The sequence below is a fragment of the Arthrobacter sp. L77 genome, assembly GCF_000816565.1.
Lineage (GTDB): Bacteria > Actinomycetota > Actinomycetes > Actinomycetales > Micrococcaceae > Arthrobacter_D > Arthrobacter_D antioxidans.
Genome location: NZ_JWSU01000006.1, coordinates 380,211 through 393,279 on the forward strand (window position 1 = coordinate 380,211; position 13,069 = coordinate 393,279).

The window sequence follows — 13,069 nt, forward strand, 5'->3', positions numbered from 1 at the left end:
CGCTTCCCACCTCCCGATCCATCCGCCTCATTCATGCCGGCCCCGCCGGCCCATGCCGAAGGACCACCCATGAGCACCACCCCCACACCCGCAGGATCCGCCGCACCGCACGGCGCTGCAGCCCGCCGCGGCCCGTTCCGCGCCGGCGAGCGTGTGCAGCTGACCGACGAGAAGGGCCGGATGAACACCATCACCCTCACGCCCGGCGGCGCGTTCCACACCCACAAGGGCTTCCTCCAGCACGACGCGCTCATCGGCGCCATCGAGGGCACCATCCTCGAGAACACCACCGGTCAGCTGTACCAGGCCCTGCGGCCCCTCCTGTCGGACTTCGTGCTGTCCATGCCGCGCGGCGCGGCTGTCGTCTACCCGAAGGACGCCGGGCAGATCGTCACGATGGCCGACATCTACCCGGGCGCGCGCGTCGTGGAGGCCGGCGTGGGTTCCGGAGCGCTGTCCATCTCGCTGCTGCGGGCCGTGGGCGACAGCGGTTACCTCCACTCCTTCGAGCGCCGCGAGGAATTCGCGGACATCGCCCGCGGCAACGTCGAGACGATCTTCGGCGGGCCCCATCCGGCCTGGCAGATCACCCTGGGCGACTTCCAGGAGCAGGTCCTCGCCCAGGAGTCGCCCGGATCCGTGGACCGCGTGGTCCTGGACATGCTGGCACCCTGGGAGTGCCTCGACGCCGTCGCCACCGTCCTGGCGCCCGGCGGCGTGTGGATCAGCTACGTGGCCACGGTCACCCAGCTCTCCCGGACCGCCGAGGCCATCCGCGCGGACGGCCGCTTCACCGAGCCCGAGGCCTGGGAGTCCATGGTGCGCGGCTGGCACCTCGAGGGCCTCGCCGTGCGCCCCGACCACCGCATGGTCGCCCACACCGGGTTCCTGCTCACCACCCGCCGGCTGGCCGAGGGTGCCATCGGCTTCACCCCGAAGCGCCGGCCCTCCAAGACCGGGTTCAGCGAAGAGGACCTCAACGCCTGGACGCCGCAGGCCGTGGGGGAGCGCGACGTCTCCGACAAGCGGCTGCGCCGCGTCGCCCGCGATGCGGCGTCCACCATCCAGCGCGGCTCCCTGCCCGCCGAAGAGGCTCAGGCCCGCCGCGACGCCATCGCCGACGGCGGCACCGTCGAGTAGGCCTCCCGCGACGGGAAGAGGTTGGCGGCCGTCATGCGTTAACCCGTCGCAGCAACAGTGCGCATAGCGGACAGGGCTCTGCGCTAAGGTCGAAAGACAGCCGAAGGTCGAACCGAAGGTGGCGAACCGAAATGCCGGAATCCGATGACCACGCTCCAGCCGCCGGATCGCACGAGCCGGCGTCCCCGCTCGTCGACAACTCCGCCGCGCAGCGCCAGCTGAACGTGCTGCGGGACAAGCTGCGCCACATCGACCGCCAGCTGGGGTCGGCCACCCAGAACAACGGGAAGCTCGTCGCCGCCCTCGAAGCGGCGCGCACCGAGATCGTCCGGCTGAAGGCCGCCCTCGAGAAGGAGGGCGCGGCCCCCTTCAGCTTCGCCACCGTGATGCAGGTGAACCCGAAGCGCCCGTCCGAGCCGGGCACCACCACCGAGGCCACGGTGCAGGACACCGCGGACATCCTGCAGTCGGGCCGCAAACTGCGGGTCACCGTCAGTCCGCTGATCAACGTGCGCCAGCTCGCTCCCGGCCAGGAAGTGCTCCTGAACGAGTCCCTGACGATCGTCGCGGCGCTGGGCTTCGAACGCGCCGGGGAGATCGTCACCGTCAAGGAGCTCATGGGCACCGACCGCGCGCTCGTGGTGGGGCGCACGGACGACGAACGCGTCATCAAGCTCAGCGGGCCCCTGCGGGCCGAGAGGATCCGCGTGGGGGACGCCCTCGCCGTCGACACAAAGTCCGGCTACGGACTGGAGAAGGTACCGCGCAGCGAGGTGGAGAACCTCGTGCTCGAGGAGGTCCCCGACATCGCGTACGGCGACATCGGCGGGCTCGGCCCGCAGATCGAACAGATCCGCGACGCCGTCGAGCTTCCCTTCCTGCACCCCGACCTGTATCGCGAACACGGGCTCAAGCCGCCCAAGGGCATCCTCCTGTACGGGCCGCCGGGCTGCGGCAAGACCCTGATCGCGAAGGCGGTCGCCAACTCGCTGGCCGCCCGCGCCGCCGAACGCGCCGGGGTCGAGCAGATCCGCAGCTACTTCCTCAACATCAAGGGCCCCGAGCTGCTGGACAAGTACGTGGGCGAGACCGAGCGCCACATCCGGCTCATCTTCGCCCGCGCACGGGAGAAGGCCTCGGACGGCAGCCCCGTCGTCGTGTTCTTCGACGAGATGGACTCCCTGTTCCGCACCCGCGGAACCGGGGTGTCCTCCGACGTCGAGACGACGATCGTGCCGCAGCTGCTCAGTGAGATCGACGGCGTCGAGAAGCTCGAGAACGTGATCGTCATCGGCGCCTCCAACCGCGAGGACATGATCGACCCCGCCATCCTGCGGCCGGGGCGGCTGGACGTGAAGATCAAGATCCAGAGGCCCGACGCCGAGGGCGCCGCCGAGATCTTCGCGAAGTACATCACGGCGGACCTGCCGCTGCACGCGGACGACCTCGCCGAGAACGGTGACGACCCGCAGACCACCATCGCCGAGATGATCCGGCGCACGGTCGAACAGATGTACTCGACGGACAAGTCCAACGAGTACCTCGAGGTGACCTACGCCAACGGCGACACCGAGATGCTCTACTTCAAGGACTTCAACTCCGGTGCGGTCATCCAGAACGTCGTGGACCGTGCGAAGAAGTACGCCATCAAGGACCTCCTCCTCGACGGCAGCAAGGGCCTGCGCATCGAGCACCTGATGCGCGCCGTGGTGGACGAGTTCCGCGAGCACGAGGACATGCCCAACACCACGAACCCCGACGACTGGGCGCGCATCTCCGGCAAGAAGGGCGAGCGCATCACGTACATCCGCACCATCGTGCAGGGCAAGGCCGGCCAGGAACCGGGCAAGTCGATCGAGACGACGGCGAACACGGGCCAGTATCTGTGATCGTCACGGGCGGACGACGGACGACGCGGCCGGGGGACCTGCCGGCCGTCGGTGAGGGGATCTCCGTCCACCGTGTCATGGGGACGGAGACCGAGTACGGCATCATCGCTCCGGCCCTGCCGTCGGCGAACCCCACCCTGCTGTCCTCGCAGGTGGTCAACGCCTACGCCGCTACCCTGCGCGACGGGCTCGGCAACCTCGCGGGCACCCGCTGGGACTACACGGACGAGACACCACTGACCGATGCGCGCGGTTTCAGGATGGACCGCGGCAGCGCCCACCCGAGCCAGCTGACGGACGAGCCCGTGGAACTCACCGCCGAGCAGATCGCGCTCGAGCGCGGGGAGCCCGCGGAGGCCGCCGTGCTCATGAACCTCGTGCTCAACAACGGCGCCCGGCTCTACGTGGACCACGCCCACCCGGAGTACTCCTCGCCCGAGGTCACCAACCCCCTCGACGCCGTGCTCTGGGACCGCGCCGGGGATCACGTGGCCGTCGCGGCGATGGACCGCATCAGGGCCACGCCGGGCTTCTCGCCCGTGATCCTCTACAAGAACAACACGGACAACAAGAGCGTCTCCTACGGCTCGCACGAGAACTACCTCGTCCCCCGGAGCGTGCCCTTCTCCAAGCTGGCCGAGGCACTCATCCCGTTCTTCGTCTCGCGCCAGGTCGTCTGCGGCGCCGGGCGCGTGGGTCTCGGCCCCCTGAACCAGGAGCCCGGCTTCCAGATCAGCCAGCGGGCCGATTTCTTCGAGAACGAGATCGGCCTCGAGACGACCGTGCGGCGCCCCATCATCAACACGCGGGACGAGCCGCATGCCGTCGCGGAGAAGTACCGGCGGCTGCACGTCATCATCGGTGACGCCAACCTGAGCGAGGTGTCGAACTACCTGAAGCTGGGCACCACCGCCCTCGTCCTCTCCCTCATCGAGCAGGGCCTCGCCCCGGTGCCGGAACTCGAGGATCCGGTCGAGGCGCTGCGTGCCATCAGCCACGACCCCTCGCTGACGGTGCAGGTCCGGCTGAAGGACGGGCGGAGCCTGACCGGACTCCAGCTGCAGGAACTCTACTGCGACGCGGTCCTGGCCGCGCTCCCTGCGGACGCCGACCGGCAGACGCTCGACGTCGTCGAGCGCTGGCAGTCGCTGCTGGTGACGCTGCGGCGCGATCCGATGGAGGCCGCCCGCGAGGTCGACTGGGTTGCGAAGCTGAAGGTCCTGGAGGCGTACCGGACACGGGACGGCCTGGCGTGGACGGATTCCCGGCTCGCGCTCATCGACCTGCAGTACGCCGACCTGCGGCCCGAGAAGGGCATCTACCAACGGCTGGCCCGCAGGGGCGACGTCGAGCTGCTCGTCGACCCCGCCGACGTCGCGCGGGCCGCCGTCCAGCCGCCCCGGGACACACGCGCCTACTTCCGCGGGCGGTGCATCGCCGAGTATCCCGCCGAGGTGGTGGGCGCGAGCTGGGACTCGCTGATCTTCGAACTCCCGGGGGAGCGGAGGCTGCAGCGTGTCCAGACCCGCGAACCGCTGCGGGGTACGGAGGCGCTCACCGGGGCGTTGTTCGATGCAGCCACGGATGCCGAGGATTTCCTCGCCCGATTGTTGAGCGGCCCGGATCGACGCGTGGCACCATAGGAGCCTGACCTCCGAATTGATCACGACGACGGAAAGGGTGGATACCGTGGCGACACAGGACCGCAGGAACACGGGCGGCTCGTCCTCCGCAGCGGAGGACGAGGAACTCCCGGACCCCGCCCCCGCGACCCCCGCGGCCGCGCAGGACTCCGGCCAGACCCAGGGCGTCGACGACCTGCTCGACGAGATCGACGGCGTCCTCGAGTCCAATGCGGAGGAGTTCGTCCGCGGCTTCGTGCAGAAGGGCGGCCAGTAGCGGATGCTTCCGGATGATGCCGCGGCAGCGGTCCCACGGGCCGCCTCGACGTCCTTCGCCGACTACCTGGGCGCGCACCATCCGGGAATGCTGCCGTCGAACCGGACGCTCGGTCCGGTCACGGCGACGTCCGACGCCTCCCATCTCGCGCCGCACGCGACGACGATCGTGTCGCTCACGTTCCCGGGCGGGGTGCTCATGGCCGGTGATCGCCGTGCCACGATGGGCAATGTGATCGCCAGCCGCCACATCGAGAAGGTGTTCCCCGCGGACCACTCATCGGTGCTCGGGATCGCCGGCAGTGCCGGCATCGGCGTCGACCTGGCGCGGCTCTTCCAGGTGGAGCTGGAGCACTACGAGAAGATCGAAGCGACCATGATGAGCCTGGACGGCAAGGCCAACCGCCTCGCCGCGATGGTCCGCCAGAACCTGCCGATGGCCATGCAGGGCCTCGCCGTCGTGCCGCTCTTCGCCGGCTTCGACGCGGACCGGCACCTCGGGCGCCTCTTCTCGTTCGACGTCACGGGAGGCCGCTACGAGGAGCACGAACACCACTCCGTCGGATCCGGCTCGGTCTTCGCCCGTGGAGCCCTGAAGAAACTGTGGAATCCGCGCCTCGACGAGGCGTCCGCCGTCCGCGTGGCGGTCGAGGCCCTCTACGACGCGGCCGACGACGACTCCGCGACCGGCGGACCGGACACCGTGCGTGGCCTGTGGCCCGTGGTCTACGTCGTGGACGCCGCCGGCACGCGGCGCGTCCCGGAGCGTGCCCTCGAAGCCGTGGCGCACACCATCATCGACGCCCGTTCCTCCGCGGGCCGGGAGGCATAGGCCATGACCCAGCAGTTCTACGTCTCGCCCGAGCAGCTGATGAAGGACCGCGCCGATTTCGCGCGCAAGGGCATCTCGCGCGGCCGGTCGGTGGTGGTGATGAGCTGCCGGGACGGCATCGCCCTCGTCGCCCAGAACCCCTCGCCCTCCCTGCACAAGCTCGGCGAGATCTACGACCGCATCGCCTTCGCGGCGGTCGGCAAGTACAACGAGTTCGAGAGCCTCCGCCAGGCCGGCGTACGCTACGCCGACGTCCGCGGGTACTCCTACGCCCGCGAGGACGTCACGGCGCGCGGACTTGCCAGCGTCTACGCGCAGAGCCTGGGCGCCGTGTTCACGGCCGAGAGCAAGCCCTTCGAGGTTGAGCTCGTGGTCGCCGAGGTGGGCCTGTCCCTTATACACATCTAGATGTGTATAANCGGCGGCCGACGGCGACCGGCCGGGGGCTCCCGCCCTCGACCCGTCCGTCCTCGAGGTCGCGTTCCTCGAACGCGACCCGGACACCCTGCGTGGCAGCCACCGCGCATTCCGCCGGATCGGCGGACCCGAACTCGAGACCATGCTCCAGGGCGGACAGGACAGCTGATGGACCGGCGTATCTTCGGGGTCGAGACCGAGTTCGGCATCTCCTACTCGGGGCCCAATTCCCGCCCGCTGTCCCCCGAGGAGGTGGCCCGCTACCTCTTCCGCAAGGTCGTGAGCTGGGGCAGGTCCTCGAACGTCTTCCTGACGAACGGGTCCCGGCTCTACCTGGACGTCGGATCCCACCCCGAGTACGCGACGGCGGAGTGCGACGACCTCGCCCAGCTCGTCGCCCACGACCGCGCCGGAGAGCTGATCCTGGAGGACCTCGTCTCCGAGGCGCAGCGGAAGCTGGCGCAGGAGGGCTACGACGGGCGGATCTACCTCTTCAAGAACAACACCGACTCCGCGGGCAACTCCTACGGCAGCCACGAGAACTACCTCATCCCGCGCAAGCTCGAGTTCGCCCGGCTCGCCGACATCCTCATCCCGTTCCTCGTGACGCGCCAGCTGCTCGTCGGGGCCGGCAAGGTCCTGAAGACCCAGACCGGGTCCATCTACGCCTTCTCCCAGCGGGCGGACCACCTGTGGGAAGGCATCTCCTCCGCCACGACCCGCTCGCGGCCCATCATCAACACCAGGGACGAGCCGCACGCCGACGCCGAGCACTACCGCCGGCTGCACGTCATCGCCGGCGACTCCAACATGTCCGAGACCACCACGCTGCTCAAGATCGGCTCCGTGGACCTGCTGCTGCGCATGGTCGAGGCGGGTGAGCTGATGCGCGACTACCGCCTGGAGAACCCGATCCGCAGCATCCGCGAGATCTCCCACGACCTCACAGGCAGGCAGCTCCTCAAACTCGCGAACGGCCGCCACATGACCGCGCTCGAGATGCAGCGGGAGTACCTCGCGAAGGCGACGGCGTTCGTCCAGCAGCACGGGGCGCACAACCAGCACGTGCCTGCCATCCTGGACCTGTGGGAGCGGGTCCTCGACGCGGTGGAGACGGGGAACACCGCGCACATCGACCGGGAGGTGGACTGGGCGATCAAGAAGAAGCTGATCGACCGGTACCTGGCACGATCCGGGGAGGACCTCGATTCGGCGAAGGCAGCCCAGCTCGACCTCACCTATCACGACATCTCCCGCACGCGCGGCCTGTTCTTCCTCCTCCAGGCCAGGGGGGAGGCCGCCCGCGTGATCGAGGAGACGGCGGTGAAAGAGGCGGTGGACGTGCCGCCCCAGACCACCCGGGCGCGGCTCCGCGGCGAGTTCGTACGGCGTGCCAAGGAGGCGAACCGCGACTACACGGTCGACTGGGTGCACCTCAAACTCAATGACAGGGCGCAGCAGACCATCCTCTGCAAGGACCCCTTCGCCTCCGTCGACGAGCGGGTCGAAGCACTCCTGCAGCAGTTGTGACGGCGACGGCGGCGGCCGACCTCCTGCCCGCAGCCCCGCCCGTCACCCTTTTGACAGGGCGCTGACGGGGAGCTGGCAGGAGATTCACAGGAGCAGGCGTACCCCTGATGCCGTTAGGCTGGTCGGGGCCCATCGTTCCACGGGCACCCTGGACCGGACACCGAACCGAAAGTAGCTTCGTGCGAAAAGTACTCACAACCTCCCTTGCGCTCACGCTCGTCCTGTCAGCCTGTGGCGGGCCCACGACGGACGACCTGACGGGGGATTCGTCCGGGAACTCGTCGGGGACGTCGGCAGGCGCCGCCGAGGTCTTCGACACCGTCACCGTCAGCGGAGGCTCCGACGAGGAGGCGCCGACAGTCGAGTTCGAAGCCCCGCTGGACATCACCGGCGTGGCCGCGAAGACCCTGGAGGACGGCGACGGCGACGAGGTCGAGGCCGGGGAGCAGATCCGCTACCACCTCGTCTCGCTGAACGCCGAGGACGGCGAGGCGCTCGGGGACACCTACAGCCAGGGCGAGCCCCAGGTCCTCCCGGTCGACGACATGCTCAAGGAACAGGACGCCGAGCTCTACGAGGTCCTGACCGGTTCGAAGGTCGGCGCGCAGGTCGGGTACACGCGTCCCGCACCGGAACCCGCGGAGGGCCAGCAGGCCACCCCGGAGCAGCTGATCGTCCTGAAGGTCATCTCCGCCGAGCAGCCCCCGCCCGAGCCCGAGGTACTCTCGCCCGAGGAGGTCGGGAAGCTCGACGAGGAGGGCAAGCTGCCCACGTTCACCTTCGGGGAGGACGGCGCGCCCGCGGTCACCATCCCCGAGAACGAGCCCTCCGAGGACCTCGTCGTGAAGGTCCTCAAGGAAGGGACGGGCGAGGAGGTCGCCGAGTCGGACACCATCACCGCCAAGTACAGCGGATGGCGCTGGGAGGACGGCGAGCAGTTCGACTCCAGCTACGAGCGCGGCGAGCCCGCCGAATTCCCGCTGAACCAGGTCATCACGGGCTGGACCAAGGGTCTCGCCGGCCAGAAGGTCGGTTCCCAGGTGCTCCTGGTCATCCCCGAGCCGTGGGCCTACCCCAACGCGAGCGAGGGCCAGCCCTCCGGCACCCTCGTGTTCTTCGTCGAGATCACCGGCAAGACCGCCGCCGAATAGCGACGGCCCGCCCAGCACCCACCCACAGCACCCAAGGAGTATCCATGTCATTCGGACACCGCGAATTCGACCGGCAGAAGCCGGAGATCGACTTCCCCGCCCACGACGTCCCCACCGACCTCGTCATCGAGGACATCATCACGGGCACCGGCGACGAGGCGAAGCCGGGCAACACCGTCTCCACCCACTACGTGGGAGTCGCCTTCTCCACGGGCGAGGAATTCGACGCCTCCTGGAACCGGGGCACCCCGCTCGACTTCAAGGTTGGCGTCGGCCAGGTCATCCAGGGCTGGGACCAGGGACTCCTCGGCATGAAGGTCGGCGGCCGCCGGCGTCTCGAGATCCCGTCCCACCTCGCCTATGGCGCGAGCGGCGCAGGCTCGGCGATCGGCCCCAACGAGGCTCTGATCTTCGTCGTCGACCTCCTCGGGGTCCGCTAGCACCACCTCGGCAGCCTCGGATCCGCGGCTGCCCCCGGCACCACCACACGGAAGGGACGTACGTCGACCACGGTCGGTGTGCGTCCCTTCCGCCGCTCCCGTGAAGGTAGGGTTTCACCGTGTCCGCAAAACGTACCGAACGCCTCCTCACCCTCGTGATCATGCTCCTGTCGAGCCGCCGCGGGTTCACGAAGGAGGAACTGTTCGAGGAGATCGACCTGTACCGCGAGGCGACGTCGGTCGCGGCCCGTGAGAAGCTCTTCGACCGCGACAAGGCGGCGTTGCGCGAGCAGGGCATCCCGCTGGAGGCCTTCAGCGAGGACGCCCTGTTCGACAACGACAACACCGTGCAGCGGTACCGGATCAGCGCCGAGGACTACCGGCTCGGCGGCGTGACCTTCCTGCCCGAGGAGTACGCCGTCCTCAACCTCGCCGCCGGTGTCTGGGACCAGGGCTCCCTCGACTCCGCTGCGTCCAGGGCCCTGCGGAAGCTCAGCTCCCGCAGCATCGGCGGCGGCGTCGAACTCACCCCGCTCATCCAGCCGCGCATCACCACGGATGCGCCCTACTGGGACACCGTATGGCAGGCACTGACCTCCCGCACCCCGCTCCGGTTCCCGTACCGGGCCGCGAGCACGGGCCGTGAGGAGGTCCGCACCGTGCATCCCTGGGGCATGGGCGCGCGCTTCGGCCACTGGTACGTGGTCGGCTTCGACACCACGCGCAAGGCCGAACGGTTCTTCCGCCTCTCGCGGATGACCGGCGAGCCCGTCATCCTGCAGGGGACGTTCGAGGTCCCGCCGTCCTTCGACATGAACCAGACGCTCTCCTCGCTGTCCCGCAGCGAGCCCGACCGGACCGCCGTCATCGCGGCGCGTCCCGGCTCCTGCCAGGTGCTGCGCGTCCGCAAGGACACCGAGATGGTGCAGGCGGGGGAGGAGTGGGACGTCCTGCGGGTGCCGTACGCGGCATCGAGCCCCATGGCCGCGACCATCGCGGGGCTGGGCGTCAATGCGAGGGTCGAGGAGCCGCAGGAGCTGGCCGCCGAGGTCGTCCGGCTCCTCGACGGCGCCCACGAGGCGGCTCTCGGTGCGCCCGAGCACCTCGAGATCACCGGCAGCGCCCGCCCCGCACCCCGGCGCAAGTCCTCCTCCCAGGATCACCTGCTGCGCCTGCTCGACCTCGTCCCGTACCTGCTGGCGAACCCGGGGGCCGAGGTGGCGGAGACGGCGCGCAGGTTCGACGTGACCGAGAGCCAGCTCACCAAGGACCTCGACCTGCTGTTCGTCAGCGGGCCGCGCCACTACCCGGATGGGCTGATGGACGTGAACATCGAGGACGACCGCATCTACCTGACCAACGCGCGCGACCTCGCGGAGCCCGTGAAGCTCAGCATGGACGAGGCATGCTCCCTGATCGTGGGGCTGCAGGCCCTCCGGGAGCTTCCCGGCATGAGGAACAACGAGGCGATCGTCAGCGCCCAGACCAAGCTGACCGCCGCGACCGGCGACGCGGCGCGTATCGGGACCGCCCTGGCGACCAAGCTCACGGAGGACGACGTCGACCCGACGCTCGAGGTGCTGCAGGCCGCCCTGCACTCGAACGTGCGCGTCGACGTGGACTACTTCGTGCCCACGCGCGACGAGATCACGCACCGCCTCCTCGAACCGGTCCGCATCTTCCTGCACCAGGACACGTGGTACCTGGAGGCCTGGAGCGTGGACTCCGACGGACTGAGGAACTTCCGGCTGGACCGCATCCAGCGGGCAACCCTGACGGAGCAGCCCGCCACCGCGGACCTGGACGAGGAGTTCCTCGCCCGCGACCGGCGGAGCGTCGCGCCCTACCGGTCCGGCGATGCCGATCTCGCCGTCACGCTCCTGCTCGAACCGCGGGCCCGCTGGATCGCGGCCCAGTACAACGCCGACGCCGTGCAGGAGCTCGGCGAGGACCGCCTGGCCGCCCGCCTCAAAGTGGCGTCCAGCACCTGGATCCCGGGCCTCGTCGCGGGCCTCGGAGGATCGGCGGCCGTCATCGCCCCGGCGGAACTGCGCCAGGAGACCCTCCGCTGGCTCGAGGCAGCCCGCGCGCACCAGGCACTGGCCTAGACTGGGACCATGTTCTGGTGGATGTGGATCGTGCTGTGGGTTGCGCTGGTGGCTGTCAGCGTCATCTTCCTCGCCGTCGTCGGCTTCCGCGTCTTCCGCCGCGGAATGCGAACACTCGGTGAATTCGGCGAGGCCATGGACCGTCTCCAGGTCGACGCACCCCCTGCCGACGCCGTCGACGAGGGCACGGGAGCAGCCCGCCCGGGTGCGCCCGGCATCCCCGTCCCGGCCGTCTTCTCGGCCCCCGAGGCGGTCCGCGCCGCCCGGGACCTGGCCAGGACCCGCCGCATCGACGACCGGCGTGCGCGCCGCGTCGCCAAGCGGGCCGAACGCGAACAGCCGCAGCTGCTGCACGACATGCCCCACCTGTGAACTAAACTCGAGGGCGAACCAACGAGAGGAATTGGGCATGAAGCTCGAAGGCTGGCATATCGTCATCATCATCGTCCTTGCGATCGTCCTGTTCGGTGCGCCGAAGCTGCCCGGGCTGGCCCGGAGCGTGGGTCAGTCGCTGCGGATCTTCAAGTCCGAGGTGAAGCAGATGAAGGACGAGAACAACACGGGTGAGGCCGGTACGGATCCCGTGGAGGGCCGGGTGGTGAACACCCCGCCGCCGCAGGCGTACACGCCCACCTATCAGGCGCCTGCCCAGCACCCCGTCCCGCCACAGGGTCCCGCGCAGCCCCACGCCGGCGCCCCGTCCGCCACCCCGTCTCCTGAGGCACGGGTTCCCGGTGCCGACGGTCACGGTCACGCGGGTCCGTCGCAGCAGAGCGGTAGCCCGCACCCCGGTCAGTAGGCAGGATCCTCCTCGTGTCACCCGCATCGGCGCGCAAGCGCGGCAGGAAGGCCAACCCCGAGGGGCGGATGGCCCTGAAGGAGCACCTGCGCGAGGCCCGCAACCGGCTGTTCAAGTCCGCGATCGCGGTGATCGCCGCGACGGTGCTGGGTTTCTTCGTGTACGAGCCGGTGCTGCGCGCCCTGGCCGCCCCGATCATCGCGATCAACGGGCAGGAGGGGCGCACGGCGTCGCTGAACTTCGACAGTGCGGCGTCCCCGTTCGACCTGCTCATCCAGGTCTCGGTGTTCCTCGGCCTGGTGCTCTCGAGCCCGGTATGGCTGTACCAGTTGTGGGCGTTCATCACCCCGGGGCTGAAGACCAAGGAGCGGCGGATCGCGCTGGCGTTCATCGCCGTCGCGTTCCCGTTGTTCCTGGCCGGGATCGGGTTGGCGTGGATGATCCTGCCCAACGCGGTGCGGGTGCTGACCGAGTTCACGCCGGAGGACTTCTCCAACTACATCAGCGTCTCGGTGTACTTCGCGTTCGTGCTGCGGCTGATGCTGGCCTTCGGGATCGCGTTCCTGCTGCCGGTGGTCCTGGTGGGCCTGAACATGGTGGGCCTGGTCTCGGGCCGGCAGGTCCTGAAGGCCTGGCGTATCACCGTGTTCCTGGTGTGCCTGTTCGCGGCGATGGCGGCGCCGGGCGGCGACGCGCTGAGCATGTTCTATCTCGCGGTCCCCCTGCTGCTGCTGTTCTTCGTCGCGATCGGGCTGTGCCTGCTCAACGACAAGCGCCGGGCCCGCCGCGCCGCGGCCCGCGAAGCCGCCGTCGACGCCACCGCGGACACCGCCACGCCCCTGGACGCCCTCTGACCCGAGGCACG

Annotated in this window: 12 protein-coding genes and 1 pseudogene; all 13 read left to right on the plus strand. The window is 69.4% G+C overall.

What is annotated here, in order from left to right; all coding sequences use genetic code 11:
- Positions 1-69 precede the first annotated feature (69 nt).
- The 13 genes and pseudogenes from RY94_RS11950 (at position 70) to tatC (ending at position 13,058) form a co-directional block, all read left to right on the plus strand.
- On the plus strand, positions 70-1,140 hold the full coding sequence (locus RY94_RS11950) for a tRNA (adenine-N1)-methyltransferase (protein WP_052274295.1): 1,071 nt from the start codon (positions 70-72) through the stop codon (positions 1,138-1,140).
- 131 nt (positions 1,141-1,271) lie between these two features.
- The gene (gene arc / locus RY94_RS11955) at positions 1,272-3,029 is read left to right on the plus strand and encodes a proteasome ATPase (RefSeq protein WP_043445361.1); all 1,758 of its coding nucleotides are present in this window, start codon (positions 1,272-1,274) and stop codon (positions 3,027-3,029) included.
- Positions 3,030-3,106: 77 nt separating this feature from the next.
- Complete coding sequence (gene dop / locus RY94_RS11960; protein ID WP_082046387.1) at positions 3,107-4,672, plus strand: depupylase/deamidase Dop; 1,566 nt, start codon at positions 3,107-3,109, stop codon at positions 4,670-4,672.
- A 46-nt stretch (positions 4,673-4,718) separates the two neighbouring features.
- Positions 4,719-4,928, plus strand: a complete 210-nt coding sequence (locus RY94_RS11965) for a ubiquitin-like protein Pup (protein ID WP_043446489.1) — start codon at positions 4,719-4,721, stop codon at positions 4,926-4,928.
- Between the two features lie 3 nt (positions 4,929-4,931).
- Positions 4,932-5,759, plus strand: coding sequence for a proteasome subunit beta (gene prcB, locus RY94_RS11970; RefSeq protein WP_043445362.1), 828 nt, complete (start codon positions 4,932-4,934; stop codon positions 5,757-5,759).
- A gap of 3 nt (positions 5,760-5,762) precedes the next feature.
- Positions 5,763-6,345: pseudogene (prcA, locus tag RY94_RS11975) on the plus strand (proteasome subunit alpha).
- The gene (gene pafA, locus RY94_RS11980) at positions 6,345-7,706 is read left to right on the plus strand and encodes a Pup--protein ligase (protein ID WP_043445364.1); all 1,362 of its coding nucleotides are present in this window, start codon (positions 6,345-6,347) and stop codon (positions 7,704-7,706) included. The pseudogene prcA and the gene pafA overlap by 1 nt, the downstream one beginning before the upstream one ends.
- 179 nt (positions 7,707-7,885) lie before the next feature.
- On the plus strand, positions 7,886-8,857 hold the full coding sequence (locus tag RY94_RS11985; protein WP_052274296.1) for an FKBP-type peptidyl-prolyl cis-trans isomerase: 972 nt from the start codon (positions 7,886-7,888) through the stop codon (positions 8,855-8,857).
- Positions 8,858-8,901: 44 nt separating this feature from the next.
- Entirely contained in the window at positions 8,902-9,297 is a 396-nt protein-coding gene (locus RY94_RS11990) for an FKBP-type peptidyl-prolyl cis-trans isomerase (RefSeq protein WP_043445366.1), read from the plus strand.
- Positions 9,298-9,416: 119 nt separating this feature from the next.
- Positions 9,417-11,405, plus strand: coding sequence for a helix-turn-helix transcriptional regulator (locus RY94_RS11995; RefSeq protein ID WP_052274297.1), 1,989 nt, complete (start codon positions 9,417-9,419; stop codon positions 11,403-11,405).
- A gap of 9 nt (positions 11,406-11,414) precedes the next feature.
- Complete coding sequence (locus tag RY94_RS12000) at positions 11,415-11,777, plus strand: hypothetical protein (RefSeq protein WP_043445368.1); 363 nt, start codon at positions 11,415-11,417, stop codon at positions 11,775-11,777.
- Positions 11,778-11,814: 37 nt separating this feature from the next.
- Positions 11,815-12,204 carry a Sec-independent protein translocase subunit TatA gene (gene tatA, locus RY94_RS18560; protein ID WP_082046311.1) on the plus strand — a complete coding sequence of 130 codons (390 nt, stop codon included), beginning with the start codon at positions 11,815-11,817 and terminating at the stop codon, positions 12,202-12,204.
- Between the two features lie 68 nt (positions 12,205-12,272).
- Positions 12,273-13,058: a twin-arginine translocase subunit TatC gene (gene tatC / locus RY94_RS12010; RefSeq protein ID WP_043446500.1), complete on the plus strand. Its 786-nt coding sequence runs from the start codon at positions 12,273-12,275 to the stop codon at positions 13,056-13,058.
- Positions 13,059-13,069: the final 11 nt, after the last annotated feature.